The sequence below is a fragment of the Agrobacterium sp. DE0009 genome, assembly GCF_007680755.1.
In the GTDB taxonomy this organism is placed as follows: domain Bacteria; phylum Pseudomonadota; class Alphaproteobacteria; order Rhizobiales; family Rhizobiaceae; genus Agrobacterium; species Agrobacterium tumefaciens_B.
Map to the genome: position 1 here is coordinate 409,325 of NZ_VEIU01000003.1, position 20,487 is coordinate 429,811.

Annotated in this window: 17 protein-coding genes; 8 read left to right on the plus strand and 9 right to left on the minus strand. The window is 58.9% G+C overall.

The features are described from left to right. Positions 1-151: 151 nt before the first annotated feature. A complete protein-coding gene (locus tag FS804_RS14715) occupies positions 152-712 on the plus strand; it encodes a dual specificity protein phosphatase family protein (protein WP_063950626.1) in 561 nt (186 codons plus the stop codon). A 70-nt stretch (positions 713-782) separates the two neighbouring features. Here the strand turns inward: FS804_RS14715 and FS804_RS14720 are convergent, their stop codons facing one another. Beyond that, positions 783-2,042, minus strand: a complete 1,260-nt coding sequence (locus FS804_RS14720) for an AGE family epimerase/isomerase (RefSeq protein ID WP_186376811.1) — start codon at positions 2,040-2,042, stop codon at positions 783-785. Between the two features lie 180 nt (positions 2,043-2,222). Between FS804_RS14720 and metH the strand changes: the two genes are divergently transcribed. Further along, a complete protein-coding gene (gene metH / locus FS804_RS14725) occupies positions 2,223-5,996 on the plus strand; it encodes a methionine synthase (protein WP_144577299.1) in 3,774 nt (1,257 codons plus the stop codon). Positions 5,997-6,061: 65 nt separating this feature from the next. Here metH and FS804_RS14730 read toward each other — a convergent pair whose 3' ends face one another. Further along, a complete protein-coding gene (locus tag FS804_RS14730) occupies positions 6,062-7,393 on the minus strand; it encodes an MFS transporter (RefSeq protein WP_144577300.1) in 1,332 nt (443 codons plus the stop codon). A gap of 78 nt (positions 7,394-7,471) precedes the next feature. Beyond that, positions 7,472-8,248, minus strand: coding sequence for an AAA family ATPase (locus FS804_RS14735; protein ID WP_144577541.1), 777 nt, complete (start codon positions 8,246-8,248; stop codon positions 7,472-7,474). Between the two features lie 319 nt (positions 8,249-8,567). Here FS804_RS14735 and FS804_RS14740 point away from each other — a divergent pair, with 319 nt between their 5' ends. Continuing rightward, positions 8,568-9,224, plus strand: coding sequence for a hypothetical protein (locus tag FS804_RS14740; RefSeq protein ID WP_144577302.1), 657 nt, complete (start codon positions 8,568-8,570; stop codon positions 9,222-9,224). Positions 9,225-9,238: 14 nt separating this feature from the next. Here the strand turns inward: FS804_RS14740 and FS804_RS14745 are convergent, their stop codons facing one another. From FS804_RS14745 to FS804_RS14775, 6 genes are all read right to left on the minus strand, one after another. Next, positions 9,239-10,282 (minus strand): zinc-dependent alcohol dehydrogenase family protein, encoded by a 1,044-nt coding sequence (locus FS804_RS14745; protein WP_063950622.1) that lies wholly within the window; start codon positions 10,280-10,282, stop codon positions 9,239-9,241. A gap of 73 nt (positions 10,283-10,355) precedes the next feature. Next, positions 10,356-11,414, minus strand: coding sequence for an ABC transporter ATP-binding protein (locus FS804_RS14750; protein WP_063950621.1), 1,059 nt, complete (start codon positions 11,412-11,414; stop codon positions 10,356-10,358). A 13-nt stretch (positions 11,415-11,427) separates the two neighbouring features. Continuing rightward, positions 11,428-12,210, minus strand: coding sequence for an iron ABC transporter permease (locus FS804_RS14755; protein WP_063950620.1), 783 nt, complete (start codon positions 12,208-12,210; stop codon positions 11,428-11,430). Further along, positions 12,207-13,091: an ABC transporter permease subunit gene (locus tag FS804_RS14760; RefSeq protein ID WP_144577304.1), complete on the minus strand. Its 885-nt coding sequence runs from the start codon at positions 13,089-13,091 to the stop codon at positions 12,207-12,209. The genes FS804_RS14755 and FS804_RS14760 overlap by 4 nt, the downstream gene beginning before the upstream one ends. Positions 13,092-13,191: 100 nt before the next feature. Beyond that, positions 13,192-14,298, minus strand: a complete 1,107-nt coding sequence (locus tag FS804_RS14765) for an ABC transporter substrate-binding protein (RefSeq protein WP_063950618.1) — start codon at positions 14,296-14,298, stop codon at positions 13,192-13,194. A 291-nt stretch (positions 14,299-14,589) separates the two neighbouring features. Then, complete coding sequence (locus FS804_RS14775; protein ID WP_063950617.1) at positions 14,590-15,468, minus strand: MurR/RpiR family transcriptional regulator; 879 nt, start codon at positions 15,466-15,468, stop codon at positions 14,590-14,592. Between the two features lie 176 nt (positions 15,469-15,644). Here FS804_RS14775 and FS804_RS14780 point away from each other — a divergent pair, with 176 nt between their 5' ends. From FS804_RS14780 to FS804_RS14800, 5 genes are all read left to right on the plus strand, one after another. Beyond that, positions 15,645-16,418: an N-formylglutamate amidohydrolase gene (locus FS804_RS14780; protein ID WP_144577306.1), complete on the plus strand. Its 774-nt coding sequence runs from the start codon at positions 15,645-15,647 to the stop codon at positions 16,416-16,418. A gap of 221 nt (positions 16,419-16,639) precedes the next feature. After that, the gene (locus FS804_RS14785; protein ID WP_144577308.1) at positions 16,640-18,154 is read left to right on the plus strand and encodes an amino acid permease; all 1,515 of its coding nucleotides are present in this window, start codon (positions 16,640-16,642) and stop codon (positions 18,152-18,154) included. A gap of 64 nt (positions 18,155-18,218) precedes the next feature. Continuing rightward, the gene (locus FS804_RS14790; RefSeq protein ID WP_144577310.1) at positions 18,219-19,586 is read left to right on the plus strand and encodes a glutamine synthetase family protein; all 1,368 of its coding nucleotides are present in this window, start codon (positions 18,219-18,221) and stop codon (positions 19,584-19,586) included. A gap of 68 nt (positions 19,587-19,654) precedes the next feature. Next, positions 19,655-20,077 (plus strand): helix-turn-helix transcriptional regulator, encoded by a 423-nt coding sequence (locus FS804_RS14795; protein WP_063950613.1) that lies wholly within the window; start codon positions 19,655-19,657, stop codon positions 20,075-20,077. Next, complete coding sequence (locus tag FS804_RS14800) at positions 20,070-20,486, plus strand: type II toxin-antitoxin system VapC family toxin (protein WP_144577312.1); 417 nt, start codon at positions 20,070-20,072, stop codon at positions 20,484-20,486. Before FS804_RS14795 ends, FS804_RS14800 begins: the two co-directional genes overlap by 8 nt. Position 20,487 lies beyond the last annotated feature (1 nt).

The window sequence follows — 20,487 nt, forward strand, 5'->3', positions numbered from 1 at the left end:
TGTCGTAAAGGCCTTATATCTCAGCGGCTTCAAGTGGCAGTTCGGTGCCCTAACTGCGGCGGGCGGCGGTGTCGTCAGCACCTGCTGACTTGTTTTCGTCCATTTGCAATGCCACTTCCCCTGCATCCGATCGGCTTCGTGGGTTGATGTTTTGCGCCTTGTTCTGAGATTCCTGAAAATCACCGCTGTCTGCGTCGTTGGGCTTCCGGTTCTGGCCGGCGCGCATATGGGCATCGGTCAGCTGACCGGAAATTTTCATGAGGTCATACCCGGGGAACTGTACCGTTCGGCTCAGCCGAGCGGCAAGGACATCGCGGCCTATGCCAAGGCTTACGGGATCAAAACCATCATCAATCTTCGCGATGAAAAGCGCGAGGGATGGTATGAGGCTGAGAGCCGCGCGGCGAAAAACAATGGCATCCGCCTTATCGATTATCCGATGAGTTCGAGCGAAAAGCTTTCGGTCGACGATTCGGAAACGCTTGCAGCCGTGCTGCGAAATGCCGAAAAGCCCGTCCTGATCCATTGCGAACATGGGGCGAACCGAACGGGTCTTGCCTCCGCGATCTATGTGTCTGCCGTGGCCGGCAAGAGCGAGGCCGCCGCCGAATTCCAGCTCTCGCCCTATTACGGACACGTGCCTATACCCGGCATCGGGCGCTATGAAATGTATCAGTCCTGGGATGATTTCGAGGAAACGATCGGGTTCTGATGCGAAGCCTCACGCCTCGTGGCGTTATGCCGGCCCTGGGCCGGCATAACCAACGGTCTCGCAGCGCGCCTTAGAAGTCTCCACCGCTGTCGCGGATGACCTTTGTCAGGCTTCCCGCTGCCGGAAAGAGCGGGATGAGGCAGGCCTGGAGCGCGTGGTAGATATCGCCCTTGCCGGGGAATAGCGTGTGAGCGGGCACCAGATTCTCCGTCAGCTCCTCATGCCAGCCACCGTTTCGATGATCGATGAAGCTGTTGGCAATCGTGCTCCAGATGCGGCGGTAGCTGTCTTCGTAGAAGGGGTCCGCCGGCAGGTTTTCGTTGAGGAAGTGCGCCGCACCCGCCGCCTCGCACATGGGCCACCAGAGTTTGGCCCGCTTGTCGGGAGTGTCATTCCAGTCGAGCGTATAAAAGAAGCCGCCCTTGTCCCGGTCCCAGCCAAGCGCCATGGATTGCACGAACAGGGATTTGGCGGCGACAGGCATCCAGTCGTGCCGGCGTTCGCCCAGCACCCAGAGCTGGAGAATAAGGCGGGCCCATTCCAGCCAATGGCCGGGTGTGGAGCCGGAGGGGCGGAACATTTCGTTGCCGCGATACTCCTTGTCGAGGGTCCAGTTCTCGTCGAAATGCTCCGGCACGCGGAAATCCAGTTCGCCGGCGCGGCGGCGGATGACGAGATCGGCGATGCGTTCGGCCTTGTTGAGGTAATTATTGTCGCCGGTCACCTCATAGGCCGCCATCAACGCTTCGGTCAGATGCATGTTGGAGTTCTGGCCGCGATAAGTGTCGATGGGCGACCAGTCGCGGTTGAATTCCTCGGCGATAGCGCCGTGCTTCTCTTCCCAGAAACGGGTTTCCAGCACATCGGTAATATCGGCCAGCATCCGGTCGGCGAGCGGGTGGCCGACGATTTTGGCGGAAGAGGCGGCCAGAAGCACGAAGGCGTGGCCATAACCCTGCTTGGTGGCGTCCACTGGGCCGGCATCGTTCACCTGCCAGAAATAACCGCCATGGTCGCTGTCGCGGTGTCTGTTCCAGAGATAGGTCATGCCGTGGTCGACGATATCGCCGCAGCCCGGACGGCCAAGCAGATGGCCGATGGAGAAGCAATGCACCATGCGGGCGGAGGCGTGGATGCCGCGCATCGGGTCGTTCGGCTGCAGCGGCGCGCCTTTGGCGTCCAGATCAAAAAAGCCGCCGGCAGGATTGAGGGCCCGGTACTGGAAGAAGTCGAAAAGCCCCTCGGCCTGTTTTACCAGCCACTGGCGGTGCCAGGGCAGTGTATTCCAGTTGCGGCTGTTGTGGTCGTCCTCGGCCATGTCTTCCTCCATGCGATTTGCTGCTTCGGCTTATATCCTTGCCATAGAGGCCTGTCATCTGGCAGCGATATTTCGTAACGTGCCCCATGGGCGCAAAGACATTCCTTTGCCTTGAAGATATATTGACATAAACATATCTTTATGTGACTTGACGATTTGTGGTTTTGCGAAGCGGAAATGGGGAGTGTGCCGGTGTTAGACGATCTTTTTGGCCCTGTGGGGGCAAAGCGCGACGGCGCGGAAATCTTCCAGGCGCTGCGCAAAGCTGCAAGCGAACGCATCCTCATTCTCGACGGCGCCATGGGTACGCAAATCCAGGGGCTCGGTTTTGACGAAGATCATTTTCGCGGTGATCGCTTCATCGGATGCGCCTGCCACCAGCAGGGCAATAACGATCTTCTGATCCTCACCCAGCCGGACGCCATCGAAGACATCCATTACCGCTACGCCATGGCCGGGGCGGATATTCTGGAAACCAACACGTTTTCGTCCACACGCATTGCGCAGGCCGATTACGAGATGGAAAATGCCGTCTACGATCTCAATCGCGAAGGCGCACAGATCGTGCGCCGCGCCGCCCAGCGCGCGGAGCGGGAAGATGGCCGCCGCCGTTTCGTTGCGGGCGCCATCGGCCCCACCAACCGCACGGCCTCGATTTCCCCTGACGTCAACAATCCCGGTTACCGTGCCGTCAGTTTCGACGACCTGCGCATTGCCTATGGCGAACAGATCGATGGCCTGATCGACGGTGGTGCCGACATCATCCTCATCGAGACGATTTTCGATACGCTGAACGCCAAGGCGGCGATCTTTGCCTGCGAGGAGCGTTTCGAGGCAAAAGGCATCCGCCTGCCGGTCATGATCTCAGGCACGATCACCGATCTCTCCGGCCGCACGCTGTCCGGCCAGACGCCGTCTGCCTTCTGGAATTCGGTGCGCCACGCCAACCCCTTCACCATCGGTCTGAACTGCGCGCTGGGTGCCGACGCCATGCGTCCGCATCTGCAGGAATTGTCCGATGTCGCCGATACCTTCGTCTGCGCCTATCCCAATGCCGGCCTGCCGAACGAGTTCGGCCAATATGACGAAACGCCTGAGATCATGGCGCGTCAGGTGCAGGGTTTTGCCCGCGACGGCCTCGTCAACATCGTTGGCGGTTGCTGTGGCTCGACGCCAGAGCACATCCGGGCGATTGCGGAAGCTGTCAAGGATTACAAGCCGCGCCCGATCCCCGAGCACAAGCCCTTCATGTCGCTTTCGGGCCTTGAGCCCTTCGTGCTGACCAAGGACATTCCTTTCGTCAACGTCGGCGAGCGCACCAACGTCACCGGCTCGGCCAAGTTCCGCAAGCTGATCACCGCCGGTGACTATACGGCGGCGCTGGCCGTTGCCCGCGATCAGGTGGAAAACGGCGCACAGATCATCGACATCAACATGGATGAAGGCCTGATCGATTCCGAAAAGGCGATGGTTGAGTTCCTGAACCTCATCGCCGCCGAGCCTGATATCGCCCGCGTGCCAGTCATGATCGACAGCTCGAAATTCGAGATCATCGAGGCCGGTCTGAAATGCGTTCAGGGCAAGTCAATCGTCAATTCCATTTCGCTGAAGGAAGGCGAGGAAAAGTTTCTCCAGCAGGCGCGGCTCGTCCACAATTACGGTGCGGCGGTTGTCGTCATGGCGTTTGACGAGGTCGGGCAGGCGGACACCTATCAGCGCAAGGTGGAAATCTGCGCGCGTGCCTACAAGCTGCTGACCGAAAAAGCCGGCCTGGCGCCCGAGGACATTATCTTCGATCCGAACGTCTTTGCTGTCGCGACCGGTATTGAGGAGCACAATAATTACGGCGTTGATTTCATCGAGGCCACCAAGACCATCCGCGAAACCATGCCGCTTACGCATATTTCGGGGGGCGTTTCCAACCTGTCCTTCTCCTTCCGCGGCAACGAACCGGTGCGTGAGGCGATGCATGCCGTGTTCCTCTACCACGCCATCCAGGTTGGCATGGATATGGGCATCGTCAATGCCGGTCAGCTTGCGGTTTACGACAATATCGATCCGGAGCTGCGCGAGGCCTGCGAGGACGTGGTGCTGAACCGCCGCGACGATGCGACCGAACGCCTGCTGGAGGTCGCGGAGCGTTTCCGTGGCACAGGCGCCAAGGATACCAAAGTTCAGGACCTGTCCTGGCGTGAACTTCCCGTCGAGAAAAGGCTGGAGCACGCGCTGGTCAACGGCATCACCGACTATATCGAGGCCGACACGGAAGAGGCGCGCCAGAAAGCGGAGCGTCCGCTGCACGTCATTGAAGGGCCGCTGATGGCCGGCATGAACGTGGTGGGTGACCTCTTCGGTTCGGGCAAGATGTTCCTGCCGCAGGTGGTGAAATCCGCCCGCGTGATGAAACAGGCGGTTGCCGTTCTGCTTCCCTACATGGAAGAGGAAAAGCGCCTGAATGGCGGCGAAGAGAAGAAGGCCGCCGGCAAGGTGCTGATGGCGACCGTCAAGGGCGACGTGCACGATATCGGCAAGAACATTGTCGGCGTCGTTCTCGCCTGCAACAATTACGAGATCATCGACCTCGGCGTGATGGTGCCCGCGACCAAGATCCTCGAGACCGCCGTTGCGGAAAAGGTCGATGTGATCGGCCTCTCCGGCCTCATCACCCCGTCGCTCGACGAGATGGTGCATGTGGCCGCCGAAATGGAACGGCAGGGTTTCGACATTCCGCTCCTGATCGGCGGCGCAACCACTAGCCGTGTGCATACGGCGGTGAAAATCCATCCGCGTTACGAGGCAGGGCAGGCGATCTACGTCACCGATGCCTCGCGCGCCGTGGGTGTCGTTTCCGCGCTTCTCTCCGATGAGCAGAAGCCTGCCTATATCGATGGCATCCGCGCCGAATACGCCAAGGTGGCGGAGGCTCATGCCCGTAACGAGCGTGAGAAGCAGCGCCTGCCGCTTTCCCGCGCCCGGGAGAATGCGCATAAGATCGATTGGTCTGGCTATGAGCCCGTCAAGCCGCAGTTCTTTGGCACCAAGGTGTTCGAGACCTATGACCTCGAGGAGCTTTCGCGTTACATCGACTGGACGCCTTTCTTCCAGACATGGGAGTTAAAGGGCCGTTTCCCGGCAATCCTCGATGACGAGAAGCAGGGCGAGGCGGCGCGGCAGCTTTATGCCGATGCGCAGGCGATGCTTGCGAAGATTATCGAGGAGAAGTGGTTCCGGCCGCGCGCGGTGATCGGCTTCTGGCCGGCCAATGCCGTGGGCGACGATATCAGGCTGTTTACGGACGAAAGCCGTAAAGAAGAACTGGCGACCTTCTTCACGTTGCGTCAGCAGCTTTCCAAGCGTGACGGCCGTCCGAATGTAGCGCTTTCCGATTTCGTCGCCCCTGCCGACAGCGGCGTTGCCGATTATGTCGGCGGCTTCGTGGTGACGGCGGGTATCGAGGAAGTGGCGATTGCCGAGCGTTTCGAGCGCGCGAATGACGATTACTCGTCCATCCTCGTCAAGGCGCTGGCAGACCGTTTCGCTGAGGCCTTTGCCGAGCGCATGCATGAGCGGGTGCGCACGGAATTCTGGGGCTACGCGCCGCAGGAAAACTTCAATGGCGACGAACTGATCTCGGAAGCCTATGCGGGCATTCGCCCCGCGCCTGGCTATCCGGCCCAGCCCGACCACACCGAAAAGAAGACGCTGTTCGCCCTGCTCGATGCCACCAATGCAGCGGGTGTGGAATTGACGGAGAGCTATGCCATGTGGCCGGGTTCTTCCGTGTCGGGCATCTATATCGGCCATCCCGAAAGCTATTACTTCGGCGTTGCCAAGGTGGAGCGCGACCAGGTTCTGGATTATGCGCGCCGCAAGGATATGCCGGTGGAAGAGGTGGAGCGTTGGCTTGGCCCGGTGCTCAACTATGTGCCGACGAATGCGGCAGAAGAGATCGACAGCGCGGCGTGAGGCTCGACGCATTGCCTCCTCAATAAAAAGCGCGGGGCCTGCCCGCGCTTTTTTTTACGTCAAACCTACGAACGCAACGCCGCCAATTCTTCAATGCCGACATGACTTTCGATCTCGCTGCCGCGCAGATAGAGATAGACGCCGAGCGCGAAGGCGAGGATGGCGATGAACACCAGATACCAGGCATGCGCCATCGGGTTGATCGCAAGCGCTGTCGTCACACCAATCGGCGTCAACCCGCCGAAGACCGCGTAGGAGACATTGTAGGCGAAGGAGAGGCCGGAGAAGCGGACCGAGGCCGGGAAGGCGCGGACCATGACATAGGGCACCGCACCCGCCATGCCGACGGAAAGGCCCATGACGCCATAGAGCAGGAACATGGTCTGAAGCGAGGTTCCGGCATAGCTATAGAAGGTGAAAGTGGCGACGCCGAAGAAGATGCTGGCGCCCATGAAGAAGATGCCCGAGCCGACACGGTCGATCAGCGCTCCGGCGATGATGACGCCGAAGATCAGGAAGAGCGTGCCGAAGCTGGTACCGGCGAGCGCCTGCGTTGGCGTATAGCCGTAGAGCTTTTGCAGGAAGGTGGCGGTCATCAGCGTGGTGACGACGATCGCTGCCGACAGAACCCATGTCAGCAGGGCGGAGATGATCACGCCGCGCATATGATGCTTCAGCACCAGCCCAAGCGGCAGCTTGTCGGTGAGCGACTTGGACTTCTTCATTTCCATGAAGATTGGCGTTTCCTCAAGCCAGCGGCGCAGATAGACCGCGATGAGGCCGAAGACGCCGCCGAGCAGGAAAGGGATGCGCCAGGCGTAACCGGCCACATCTTCCGGTGTGAAGAGCGAGTTGATGGCAAAGGCGATCAGTGAGCCCAGCATGATGCCGAACGAAAGACCGGACGTGAGGAAACCGCAGGCAAGGCCGACGCGGCGGAAAGGCACATGTTCGGCAACGAAGGTCCATGCACCCGGTACTTCACCGCCGATGGCCGCACCCTGCAGCATGCGCAGGATGATGAGCAGGATGGGAGCGGCCACGCCGATGGTGGCATAGGTCGGCATCAGCGCCATTCCGAGTGTGGAGAGCGCCATCAGGAGGATGGAGAAGGCGAACACGCGCTTTCGGCCATACCGGTCGCCATAATGCGCCAGCACAATGCCGCCGAGCGGACGGACCAGATAACCGGCGGCAAAGATGCCGAAAGTCTGGATCATCACCAGCCAGTCCGGCATTTCAGGCGGAAAGAACAGATGTCCGATAACGGTCGCGAAGAATACGAAAATGATGAAGTCGTAAAATTCGAGCGCACCGCCCAGTGCCGAAAGGCCTAGCGTTTTGTAATCCTGGCTGTTGAGTGGCCGGGCTGCTGCCGGGGTGGTGGTGGGAGACATGACGCCGCTTCTCTTCTAAATTATGTATTACTTACGGGAATGCGACATGCGCGCTGCGATTTCAAGCCTTATCGATGCTCAATCGCTCAGGTATTTTGACGGACGGTCGAGGAAACGCCGCAGAAAGCTGATGTTGTCCAGTTCATCGTACAGACGCTCGCTAATTCCATCGTCATCGAAGGAGTAGATCGTCGCTTCGGGAATGGCCAGCAGCACAGGTGAGTGGGTGGCGATGATCAGCTGCGCGCCATGGTCGGCCGCGCTGCGGATCAGTTCGGCCAGTTCAAGTTGCTTCTGCATGGAAAGCGGACTCTCGGGTTCGTCGAGAAAATAGAGGCCTGCGCCATGGACCCGGCGGTGGAGGATGTCGAGAAATCCCTCGCCGTGCGATCTCGAATCCAGAATATTGTGACGGACAATCTTGCGAAAAGTTTCCGGGGTTTCGTCGGGGAAGTCTTCGCCTTTTTTCAGAGCTTTCTCGCGTTCCCACCGAAAATCGTCCAGCGCCTCCTCATTCTGGCGGCGAATGTAGCCCAGCACGTCCTCAGCGCGCAGGAACATGCGGATTTTCGGGTGTTTCTTGCGGGCGAAATAAAATGCCTTTGCGACCGTTTCGGCGTGCTGGAGGTAAAGATCGCCCGCCACCTGGCCGTGATTGCCGATCGCATAGGCCGTCATGCCTGCCGCCAACCCCTCAAGCAAGGTGGACTTGCCTGAGCCGTTATTGCCGGCGAACAAGGTGATCGGCGTCTTGAAGTCCAGACGCTCCAGATGCCGCAGCGCCGGAACGGAGAAGGGATAGCCGTTCCTGTCAGTCTGCGTTTCCTTCATCGTAACGCTGTCGAGAAACAGCATGTCGCGGTCCTTCATCCAGTTTTCCGATCGCCACACACCGATGCACGATCAAGGAGATGGTGCAAATCGATTGCGCTTCATTGCAGTCTACCGTCGCGCGCCGGCTGCGCCAATGGCTGCTGCGCCAACCGGGATCGGTCATGGCGGTCTGGAATTTTTGATTTTTTTAAATTACTAAAATATAGAATCCTATATTTTCATGTATTGTTCGTCGATTTTCTCTAATATAAATAAAAAGTAGACTTATATAAACAGTATAAACTCCAAATTAATGGAGCATGTTTAATTGTTATCCATATTTTATATTTGAGAGATGTGAATGATGCATCTTGCACTCTTTTCGGTCGCATTTCTGTTTTTTGCGATATTTGCAAGTGAATCCGAGGCGGGTCGGTTCCGGTTTTCTGTCTTGCCCTCATTTGGCGGCGGCGAGACGATCGATCTTGTTTACGACCTGCCGGACACAGAGCCGTTTCTCCGCAACGGGGAGGCCTATGATCTCGGTTATCTCAATAGCGAAAAGAACAGCGGCTACGTTCTATATCGTGGCGAGTGGTACAGCAAACTCACCGATGCGGATATCGCCAGGTTGAAAGCGAAGCTTGGATTCGATCCGACGACGAAGGACCGCATGGAGCGGGCGGCAAGGGGCAGCAACGCATCCTGGACGCTTGCGATCGTGCTCGCCGTCGTCGTCGTCGGCATCTTCGTGCTGGTTCACAAGACGATGCAGATCGTGCGTTGGCTTGGCCGCTTGTCCACAACGTCTTTTGTCAAGGCCAGCAAGGCGCAGGATGAGGAGGAGCCGCTCGCGCCGCTTGAGGCTCGCAGGGCGCGGCTGGCGAAACGAAACCAGGGCGACGCGCCTGCCGAGCCGGTATCGCGCGGTCTGAAGGATCGTGGTCCGGCACCGGATGAGCCGTTACCGGCCCGGACCGGCACCCCCGCCAGAGCTTTCGGTCGGCGGAACGCATGAGGCTGGTTGGAGCGCTATTCGAAGCGGTCGATGATGCTGATGCCGCTTTCCTGAAACCTGTCCATGGCGGGCAAGGCCGTTGCGGCCTCGCTCAAGGAGATATGGCGGCCGATCAGCTTTTCAGGCGCGAGCCTGCCGCTTTCGATCATGGCCAGCATGTCCTCGTAACGCCATGCCTGCATGCCATGGCTGCCGTAGATTTCGAGCTCATGTGCGATAACGCGCGCCATGGGAATGGCTGGCATGGCATGGTCGGCAAGCATCAGGCCCACCTGCACATGGCGTCCGCGCCGGCGCAGGTTGCTGATGGAATTGCAGCAGGTCTGCGGATGGCCAAGCGCGTCGACCGAGACATGCGCGCCGCCACCGGTGATGTCGCGCACGGCCTCGGCGACATCGGCAACGGTGCGGCTATTGATCGTTGCGGTCGCGCCGAGCTGGCGGGCCATGTCGAGCTTGTCGTCGGCGATGTCGATGGCGACGACCTGTGCGCCGAGACCCGCGCCGATCATGATGGCGGAGAGGCCGACGCCGCCGCAGCCATGAACCGCCAGCCACTCGCCACCCTTCAGCCGTCCCTGATCCGTCACCGCCCGGAAAGAGGTGGCAAAACGGCAGCCGAGGCCCGCCGCAGTGGCATAGCTCATCGTCTCCGGGAGGTGAACGAGGTTCTGATCGGCGAAGTCGATGGCGACATATTCAGCGAAAGAACCCCAGTGGGTAAATCCAGGCTGGAACTGCGCCTCGCAAACCTGCTGGTTTCCCGAGCGGCATTCATGGCAATGTCCGCAGCCCGAAACGAAGGGAACGGTGACTCGGTCGCCGGTCTTGAAGCGGCTGACGTTTTTGCCGACGGCGGCGATGACACCGGCGAATTCGTGCCCGGGCACGTGCGGCAGGCGGATATCGGGGTCATGGCCCATCCAGCCATGCCAGTCGCTGCGGCAAAGACCGGTTGCCTTGACGGCGATGACAACGCCGTTTTCTGTCGGCTCCGGATCGGGAAGAGAGGCAACGACAGGGGTTTCGCCAAAACGTTCATAGAATAACGCGCGCATAGCAGCCTCACATCTTCATTTGCGGTCGATATGAGGCCTGCTTTAACGATTTCCCTCGACAGAGGAAAGCGATTTAATCTTTGATTACCATGAGATCGTTGGCGGCAAATTTCAGCGTTACTTGCTCGCCAACGGCCGGGGGCGCCGTGCCGGGATCGTTGAACATGTCGAAAGACAGGGTCGACCCGCCGAGATCAAGACGGGTACGGATGACGGAGCCAAGGAACTGACTGGAGGTGACGATGCCTGATATCGCGACATCACCCTTGGCGTCCGCGCCAAGCGCGCCGGCTTCCGGCCGCAAGGCCAGCGTGATCTTTTCGCCATTGGCCGCTTCCACTGGTCGCGGCAGGGTGATCTGCTGATCGCCGACGCGTATGACGTTCGCCGCGGCATCCACGACGATCGCGTCGATAAGGTTGAGCGTACCGACGAAGGAGGCGACGAAACGGGTCGCAGGCTTGTTGTAAATATCGAAAGGCGAGCCGATCTGGTCGGCGCGGCCGCCGTTCATGACAACGATGCGGTCGGAAATCGACAGCGCCTCTTCCTGATCGTGGGTCACGAAGATGGTGGTGATGCCGAGTTTCTGCTGGATCTGGCGGATTTCTTCGCGCAGCGACACGCGGATCTTGGCATCAAGCGCGGAAAGCGGTTCGTCCAGCAGAAGCACTTCCGGCTTTGGTGCGAGCGCGCGGGCAAGCGCCACGCGCTGCTGCTGGCCGCCCGACATCTGGTAGGGGTAACGGTCCGCCAGATGCTCCAGATGGATGAGCTGGAGCATTTCCTTCACGCGGGCTTCGATCTCGGCTTTCGGCTTGCCGGCGACTTTCAGGCCAAAGGCGACGTTTTCAAAGACGTTCATGTTCGGAAACAGGGCGTAGGCCTGGAAAACCATGCCGATGTTCCGCTGATTGGGGCGCAGCGCCGTCTGGTCCTTGCCATTGATGACGATCGAGCCGCCGGTCGGCGTTTCAAAACCGGCGATCATGCGCAGCACGGTCGTCTTGCCGCAGCCCGATGGTCCAAGGAAAGAGACGAATTCACCCTTCTCGATGGCCATGTTGAAATCATGCACGACCTGCACGGAGCCGAAGGATTTCTTGATGTTGCTAAGTGTCAAAAAGCTCATGAAAATCTTGTCCTCAGGCCTTGGGAGGCGCGCCCTTCTGATAACGGGAAACGAGTTGGATGAGACCGAGGCAACCCCAGGTGATGCCGAACGAAATCACGGCAAGTGCTGCCGGTTCATAAGCGCGGTTGGCGCCGAGCAGCTGCATGTAGGGGCCGAAGGCCGGGCGGTTCAAAAGGGCCGCCATGGTGAATTCACCGATGACGATGGCGAAGGTCAGAAATGCGCCCGACAGCACGGCAACCAGGACATTGGGCAGGATGATGCGCGACAGGATGGTGGTCCATCCCGCGCCGAGGCTCTGCGCCGCTTCGGTTAGTGTGGCCACGTCGATGGTTCGAAGACCGGTATCGACGGCGCGGTACATATAGGGCAGGGCGAGCGTGGCGTAACCGAACATCAACAGCAGGTTGGTGCCGAAGCTCGTGCCGGTCAGCGGCAGCCAGCTCGAGGTGTTGTAGAGCCTGATGTAACCGAAGACGATGACGATGGCCGGGATGACCAGCGGCAGAAGCGTGATGAATTCGATATAGGGGCGCAGGCCCGGCAGTTTCAGGCGCACCCAATAGGCGGTTGGCACAACAAGCAGAACACCGAAAACGATGGTGAAAAGCGCCATCACGACGGAATAGCTGAAGGTTTCCTGAAAGCGTGGATCGGTCAGCACCCTTGCATAGGCGTCGAAGGAATATTCGCCGCGCCGCATCTTCAGGGAGAAATTGGTCATGCCGATCAGCGGCAGGGCGAAATAGAGCAGGCCGAAAATCAGCGCGCCCCAGGCGAAGAAACGCTTCATTTCAGCCACCTTTCGCTGCGGGCGCGCAGCCAGATATAAAGTGCGTTGGCGATACCGGTCACGACGATCATGCCGAAGGCGAGCGCGTAACCGAGATGCGGATTGCCAAGGACGTCGCCGCGGATCTGCGCAAAAAGCAGGATCGGCACGATATTGAGAGAGGAGCCGGTCAGCGCGATAGCGGTTGCGACGGCGCCGAAGGCGTTGGCGAAAAGCAGCGACATGGTTCCGAGCAGCGAGGGCAGCAGGATCGGGAAGGCCACCATGCGCCAATATTGAAAACCGGTCGCGCCGAGAATTTCCGCAGCCTCGCGCCATTCGCGTTTCAGGCCGTCAAGCGCAGGGGTGATGATGAGGATCATCAGCGGAATCTGGAAGAAAAGATAGGTGACCGTCAGGCCCCAGAAAGACAGGATGTTGAAGCCCAGGAGCCTCAGGTCAATGCCGACCTGCGTCTTCAGAAAGACTGTCAGCAGACCGACCGGGCCGAGTGTTGCGATGAACGCAAAGGCAAGCGGCACGCCGGCAAATTGCGAGGCGACGCCGGAAAAAGTGAGAAGCGGGCCGCGAATGCGCTGCGGCAGACCGCCGAGCACCACGGCTGCGGCCACGGCAAAGCCGATCAGACAACCGAGTGCGGCAGAGGCGAGACTGATCTTTATCGAGATCCAGTAGGCCGAAAGGATGGAGGCGGTAAAAAGTCCCTGGATGTTTTCCAGCGTGAAAGTGCCGTCTGCCCGCTGAAATGCGCCAATGACGATCTTCATCGTCGGCATGATCAGAAACAGCAGCACAAAAACGGCAAAAGGTACGACGCCTATCCAATGCAGCGGCAGCTTTCTGCCCGCGTCGGATGGTCCGGCGGTGTTGGTTGATGGCATCCTTGTCCCCAAACGCCGTTTTAAAACGGTCTGTCTATGAAGGTCTAGATCATAAAAGAAGCACCCCGGGCTTCGAGGGTCCGGGGTGCGTTTTCAACAGTTACTTCACGTTTGCGCCGACGACGCTGTCCCAGCCGCCGGTCACGGCAGCCTTGTTGGCATCAACTTCCTCGAGTGTCGGGAAGATTGCCTTTTCGTAGGCAGCTGCCGGCGGCAGGCTGTCGATGAGTTCCTGCGGAACCTTGCCGGCCTTGACCATCGCGTTGAAGCGGATCGGGTGGCAATAACCCTTCAGCCAGCCAAGCTGGCCGTCGTCCGAATAGAGGTGTTCCATCCACAGCTTTGCAGCGTTCGGATGCGGTGCGTAAGCGGAGATGCCCTGAACGTAGACACCAGCGAGAACGCCCTTCTCGGGAACGACGACTTCTGTCGGCGGGTTGTCGTTCAGCGTCTTCCTCCAGGAAAGCGCGTTATAGTCCCAGGCAATGATGATCGGCGTTGCGCCCTGTGCAAGCGTGCCGGCCTTGCCGATGGTCGGCAGGAAATTGCCCGCCTTGTTGAGATCGGCGAAGTATTTCAGGCCCGCTTCACCGGCTTCCTTACCGGATTTCGCACCGGTTGCGAGACCGGCGGCGAGAACACCGAGGATCGCCTGGTTGGAGGCGCGCGGGTCACCCGCAAGTGCGACCTGACCGGAATAGTCAGCCTTCAGAAGGTCTGCCCAGTCCTTCGGCGTTTCCTTGACCAGATCCTTGTTCACGAAGAAGGACATGACGCCGTAATAGTCGCCGTACCAGTAACCTTCGGGATCCTTGACGTTGTCAGGAATTTCGTCCCAGGTGGAAACCTTGTAAGGCTGCAGCAGGCCTTCGGCCTTCATCTGCGGGCCGAAAGCGAGACCCACGTCGATGACGTCAGGCGCCTGCGGACCCTTGTTGTCCTTGTTCGCCTTCACCGCTTCCACTTCGTCGGCAGAGCCGGCGTCCGGGTTCAGTTCGTTGACGGTGATCTCCGGGTACTTTGCCTTGAAGGAAGCGATGACGTCGCCATAACCGCACCAGTCGTGCGGCAGCGCGATCGTTGTGAGCATGCCTTCCTTCTTGGCAGCGGCGATCAGTTCGGCGCTCGGTTCAGCGGCGGCAATGGCGGTGGATGCAATGACCAGCGCGGTGGTTGTAGCAAGCAGTCGGCGGCAGTGAGAGATCACTTTTTTTCTCCTCTTCGTGTTCTCATATTGCGGACGCTGATACGGAGTCTCGATGAAGCTAATGTGACGGCTGGATTGCAACTTATTTATCCGGATTCCGCCACTTTAAGCCTGTTTTTCCGCCATTATCAGGCTTTCTGGCCTGCAATTGCGGGAGTTGTCCGTTCTCGTCCGTTAGACCAGATGTGTTCCCCAGCTTGGTTTTTCCCCTGCTTTATCGTGCTGGTAGCGATAGCAGGTATCCAATCAGCGAGCAGCATCGGCGTCAAGTCGTATGCCGGCTACGCATATTCACGTTCTGTCCGGACGCCGGAAAAGGCGTGTCTGTTCAAACAGGCCCTCCAGTGCGTTCATGCGTTCCTTGGTTTCGTCCCATGTCCCGCTCTGCACCGCTTCGATCAGCGCCTCGACGACGAACAGGGTCACGACAGACGAATCCCAGGCGGACGGGGCCTCGATCTTCACCCGGAAAATATGCAGTGCATGGCGCGCCACCGGCGATGTCCACTGGTCGGTAAAGAGGATGATCTGCACCCCATTTGCCTTCGCCACCTCAGCAAGCGTCGTCATATCGTGCTCGTAGCGGCGAATGTCGAAAATGACGAGCACGTCGCCAGCGCTCATGTTCAGCATATATTGCGGCCAGGCGCTGGAATTGGACGACATCAGAGCCGTCTTCGGCCGGATCACCTGCATGTGGGTGAAGAAATATTCGGCAATCGCACCGGTAATACGACCGCCGACGAAATAGATGCTGCGCTTGCGGTCTGACAAAAGTGCTGCGGCATTGTCGAAGACGGCGGTGTCGAGATCACCAAGCGTATCGCGCAGATTGCCGGTAATGGCGTCGGCGAAGCGGTTGAGAATGTGCAGGCCGGGCGCATTGGTTGCCCAGCGGTCATGTTTGGCGACGGGGCCGGAGATCGTCGCTTCCAGTTCCTGATGTAAGTGCGCCTGAAACTCGGGGTAGCCCCTGTAGCCCAGCTTCTGAACCATGCGCGCCACTGTCGGCGTGGAAACGCCTGCATTTTCAGCGATGGTGGTGATGCTGCCGAGACCGGACATGGGATAGTTGCCGAGCAGGCTTTCCGCCAACCGTTTTTCCGAACGGGTCAACGCGTCGTAATGGGCATGAATGACATCCGAGACGGTCGCCGTCGTGCTGCGCAAACTTTTCCCCTTCCGGTCTTCTGCCGGTGTGATTGCTAAAATAAACATCTGTGCGCGCTGCCGAGTCAATGGGAAAAATGAAGAGAAAATTTCAAAATTCCATTTGACACTGGCTGCAATGTGAAGAATTCTTTTCGGCGTTAACGGAACGCCGGGGTTCCGGGTGGGGTGCGTGCATGACGCTGCGGTCACGGTTTTTCACAGAAGCGGAAGGGCAGGCCGTCGGCGTCGAGAACGCTGGGGGCAAAGGTGATATCCTTCTCGTCTGCGAGCATGCCTCTGCCGCCATTCCACAGAAATACGGCACGTTGGGTCTTTCGCCCGATGTGCTTTCCAGCCATGCCGCATGGGATCCCGGTGCTCTTGCCGTTGCCCGGCTGCTGTCGCAGAAATTCGATGCGACGCTGGTTTATCAACGCTTTTCGCGTCTCGTCTATGATTGCAACCGCCCACCCGAATCGCCTTCCGCCATGCCGGTGAAGAGCGAGATTTACGATATTCCCGGCAATTTCGATCTCGATGAAGCGGAGCGTTTCGCCCGCATCTCGGCGCTCTACGTGCCATTTCATGACCGGGTGAGCGAGATCGTCGCGTCGCGGCAGGCTGCCGGCCGCAAGGTGGTGGTGGTGACGATCCATAGTTTCACGCCGGTTTATCATGGTCAGTTCCGCGAGGTGGAGATCGGCATCCTGCACGATAGCGACAGCCGGCTTGCGGACGCGATGCTGGCCGGTTCCGAGGGGGCATCGCTCACCGTCAATCGCAACGATCCATACGGACCGGAAGACGGTGTGACCCACACGCTGCGGCTGCATGCGCTGCCTAACGGGCTTTTGAACGTCATGATCGAAATCCGCAACGATCTTATCACTGATGGGGGAGAGCAGGCGGAGATCGCCGCTTTTCTTTACGAGCTTATGGGGAAAGCACTCGCATCGATAGACGAGTGAGGGAGCAGGGGCGGCCGACGGTGAACACATCGGGGCCTGCCATCAAAAGGAGACTGCCGCCATCCGGTCAATCCGGTCAAAGAAGCCGGGAAAAGAAGCGGTACGGGAACAGCAGATGCGTGCGGCGCGATCCGGGAATTCCCTGACGGCGTCGAAGACTGGGGCACAATCGGCCAATCCTGGCTGACTGGCTTGTTTTTTTCTTATCAGGAGAGAAGGGCATGGACAGTTCATCATCAGGCGTCAGCTACAAGAAGGCTGATGCATCCTATTTCGAAAAACGCGGACTATCCCGTTATGCGGGCGTTTGGTCGCTCTGGGCGCTTGGCGTCGGAGCGGTCATCTCAGGGCATTTTTCCGGATGGAATTTTGGCTTTTCCACCGGCGGCTGGGGCGGCATGCTGGTGGCGGGCATCATCATCGCCGTCATGTATATCGGGCTGACATTTTCGATCGCTGAAATGAGCCCGGCGCTGCCGCATACGGGTGCAGCCTATTCCTTCGCCCGCACGGCCATGGGGCCATGGGGCGGCTTCATTACCGGACTTTGCGAGAATGTCGAATATGTGCTGACACCGGCGGTCATCGTCACGTTCATCACGGCTTATATGAACTCCATTCTGGGGCTCGATCCTGCCTATTCACCCTTTGTGTGGATAGGTTTCTATGTGATCTTCCTTGCTCTCAACGTTTTCGGGCTGGAACTTTCCTTCAAGGTGACGCTGGTCATCACGCTGATTTCGCTCGGTGTTCTGGTGTTCTTCTGGATCAGCGCCATTCCGAACATGGATTTCTCCCGATATGCGCTGAACATCGGCGTTGGCCCGGATGGCAAGGCGGTGGAGTTGCCGGAGGGCGGCGGATCCTTGTTCCCCTTCGGTTTTTCGGGCGTTCTCGCCACGCTGCCTTTCGCGGTCTGGCTGTTCCTCGCCATCGAACAATTGCCGCTGGCGGCCGAGGAATCCGTCGATCCGAAGCGCGATATGCCGAAGGGCATCATCCTCGGCGTGATTACTCTGATGGTTTCGGCCTTCATGATTGTGCTGCTCAATCCGTCCCTGCCGGGCGTCGGCGCCTTCCATCTCAGCTCCTCGCTTGAGCCGCTGCTGGATGGCTTCAAGGCAATTTACGGCGATGGCGGCGTGGTGCTGCTTGGCATCGTCGCGCTCACCGGCCTGATCGCGAGCTTCCATACGATCCTTTATGCGCAGGGCCGGCAGATCTATTCGCTATCGCGGGCCGGGTACTTCCCGACCGTGCTTTCCATCACCCACTCGAAATACCGCACTCCCTTCGTGGCCAATATCGCCGGCGCTCTCGTTGGTCTTGCAGTCATGCTGGTCATCTGGTTCGCACTGGGCGCGGAACAGGGCGGCAGCATCATCGGCAGCGTGCTTCTGAACATGGCCGTGTTTGGCGCGATGTTCTCCTATATCCTGCAGGCGATTTCCTTCATCCTGCTCCGGAAAAACCTGCCGCATATAGAGCGGCCGTTCCGCTCGCCCTTCGGCATTCCGGGTGCGGTGCTGACTGTTATCATCGCCATCGTCACACTGCTTTACCAGATCCAGGATCCGAACTTCAGCAAGGGCGTGCTGTGGGTAGCGGTCTGGTTTGCGGTCGCCATCGCCTATTTCGCCTTCATCGGGCGCCATCGCCTCATCCTGTCGCCGGAAGAGGAATTCGCGCTGGAGCACAAGCAGGCGGCTATGGCCGCGGCAGCTGCAAAGGCCTGATGCTCACAAACACGGGCGGCCGCATCCCGGCCGCCCGATCACGACAATAAAGGGAACGGACAATATGACGAGCTACACATTCGACGCGCTTAAGATGGATGTCGCCGAGGGCCGCATCGACACGGTTCTGGCCTGCCTTGTGGACATGCAGGGGCGTCTGATGGGCAAGCGGTTCCAGGCCGAATTCTTCGTCGAAAGTGCCTATGAGGAAACCCATAGCTGCAACTACGTGCTTGCCACCGACATGGAGATGGAAACCGTTCCCGGATACAAGTCGTCCAGCTGGGAAAAAGGATACGGCGACTATGTGCTGAAACCCGATCTCTCGACGCTGCGGCGTGTGCCGTGGCTGGAAGGCACGGCGCTGGTGCTCTGCGACGTGCTCGATCATCACACACACGAGGAGGTGCCGCATTCCCCGCGCGCGATGCTCAAGAAGCAGGTGGCGCGGCTGGAGGCCATGGGACTGAAAGCTTTTATGGCGACCGAGCTGGAGTTCTTCCTCTTCGACCAGACCTTCGATGCGGCGCGCGCCAGTGGTTACAAGGGTCTGAACCTCGCCAGCGGCTATAATGAGGACTACCACATCTTCCAGACGACCAAGGAAGAGGACGTCATGCGCGCGCTCCGTAAGGGCTTGCAGGGCGCCGGCATTCCGGTTGAAAATTCCAAGGGCGAGGCGTCTCCCGGTCAGGCGGAAATCAATGTGCGTTATGCCGAGGCGCTGACCATGGCCGACCGGCACGCCATCATCAAAAATGCCACCAAAGAGATCGCCTGGTCGAAGGGTAAGGCGGTGACGTTCCTCGCCAAGTGGAACTACAATGCCGCCGGCAGTTCTTCCCACATCCACCAGTCGCTGTGGAGCCTCGACGGCAAGACCCCGGCGTTTCTGGACAAGAACGCCGAGCATGGCATGTCGCAGCTGATGCGGCATTATGTTGCCGGGCTTCTGGCCCATGCCAGCGAGATCACCTATTTTCTGGCGCCCTACATCAATTCCTACAAGCGGTTCATGGCCGGCACGTTTGCGCCGACCAAGGCGATCTGGAGCCTCGACAACCGCACGGCGGGATATCGTCTCTGCGGGGAGGGCACAAAGGGCATCCGCATCGAGTGCCGTGTCGGTGGCTCCGATCTCAATCCCTATCTCGCGATGGCTGCCCTGCTTGCAGCAGGCATTGACGGCATCGAAAATAAACTTGAACTTGAGCCCGCTTTTGTCGGTGACGCCTATGGCGGCAAGGATGTGCGCGAGATACCAAAGACGCTGCGTGACGCCACCGCATTTCTGGATGGATCGACCATGCTGCGAAAGGCCTTCGGCGACGATGTGATCGATCATTACGTCCGCGCCGGGGCGTGGGAACAGGAAGAATACGACCGCCGCGTGACCGACTGGGAAGTGGCGCGCGGTTTCGAACGGGCGTGAGATCATGGCGTTGTTGAAATCTCAATTTTAGAGGATATTGTTGCTATTACCTCAATGGAGGCGCGACAATGATTAATGATCGGATTGATAAGGCGTGGTTTTCGCAACAGTTAAAGAAAAGGGGCGGGAGTCAGGCTGACTTGGCTCGCTTCCTGAGGCTAGACCGAAGCGCGGTGACACGCATGCTAAATGGGGAACGGAATATGAGCGTGGAGGAGCAGGACCGGATTGCCGAATATCTCGACGTTCCCGTCGGCGACGTCGCTCTTCATCGTCGGGGTGGTGCCGCCGGTTTTTCCGAAAACAGCCAGGCGACCTATGCCGGGTCTGCTTCGTCCCGAGGACAAGGTCGCGACGTGCGTAACGTCGGTGCGGCGGAACGTCGACATCCGATTTTCGGTTGTATGAAAGGCACTATTACTGTCATGCCAGATGTGGACCTCACCGAACCCGTAGATTTTGAATGGGGAGAAAAGCTCTACAATGAGTGACGGCATTCTTCTCGATACATGTGCGGTGATCTGGATGTCACAGGGTGAGCCTGTTTCGGACGAGGCGGTCAATATCTTGAACCAGTCCTATCAGGCGGGCAATCCTGTTTGCGTCTCTGCCGTCACCGCATGGGAGATGGGTATGCTGGTTGCGAAGGGACGCCTCAGTGAGACCAAAAGTCCCCAGCGTTGGTACGACGATTTTAAAAGGGAGGCCGAAGTCATCGAGCAGCCTGTGACTGCGGATATTTTTATCGCATCCTGTTTTCTTCCTCAGCTTGCTCATAAAGACCCGATCGATCGTATTTTGATTACGACGGCGCGAGAACACGACCTCACCATCATCACACGCGACCACGTCATCCTGGCCTATGGCGAAGCCGGCCACGTGAAGACTTTAGCCTGCTAGA

Coding starts and splice junctions, on each gene's coding strand:
- FS804_RS14720 (WP_186376811.1), bottom strand. CDS start 2,042: ATGGAGGAAGACATGGCCGAGGACGACCACAACAGCCGCAACTGGAAT.
- FS804_RS14795 (WP_063950613.1), top strand. CDS start 19,655: ATGATTAATGATCGGATTGATAAGGCGTGGTTTTCGCAACAGTTAAAG.
- FS804_RS14785 (WP_144577308.1), top strand. CDS start 16,640: ATGGACAGTTCATCATCAGGCGTCAGCTACAAGAAGGCTGATGCATCC.
- FS804_RS14735 (WP_144577541.1), bottom strand. CDS start 8,248: ATGCTGTTTCTCGACAGCGTTACGATGAAGGAAACGCAGACTGACAGG.
- FS804_RS14790 (WP_144577310.1), top strand. CDS start 18,219: ATGACGAGCTACACATTCGACGCGCTTAAGATGGATGTCGCCGAGGGC.
- FS804_RS14745 (WP_063950622.1), bottom strand. CDS start 10,282: ATGCGCGCGTTATTCTATGAACGTTTTGGCGAAACCCCTGTCGTTGCC.
- FS804_RS14760 (WP_144577304.1), bottom strand. CDS start 13,091: ATGCCATCAACCAACACCGCCGGACCATCCGACGCGGGCAGAAAGCTG.
- FS804_RS14750 (WP_063950621.1), bottom strand. CDS start 11,414: ATGAGCTTTTTGACACTTAGCAACATCAAGAAATCCTTCGGCTCCGTG.
- FS804_RS14730 (WP_144577300.1), bottom strand. CDS start 7,393: ATGTCTCCCACCACCACCCCGGCAGCAGCCCGGCCACTCAACAGCCAG.
- FS804_RS14800 (WP_144577312.1), top strand. CDS start 20,070: ATGAGTGACGGCATTCTTCTCGATACATGTGCGGTGATCTGGATGTCA.
- FS804_RS14780 (WP_144577306.1), top strand. CDS start 15,645: ATGACGCTGCGGTCACGGTTTTTCACAGAAGCGGAAGGGCAGGCCGTC.
- FS804_RS14755 (WP_063950620.1), bottom strand. CDS start 12,210: ATGAAGCGTTTCTTCGCCTGGGGCGCGCTGATTTTCGGCCTGCTCTAT.
- FS804_RS14740 (WP_144577302.1), top strand. CDS start 8,568: ATGATGCATCTTGCACTCTTTTCGGTCGCATTTCTGTTTTTTGCGATA.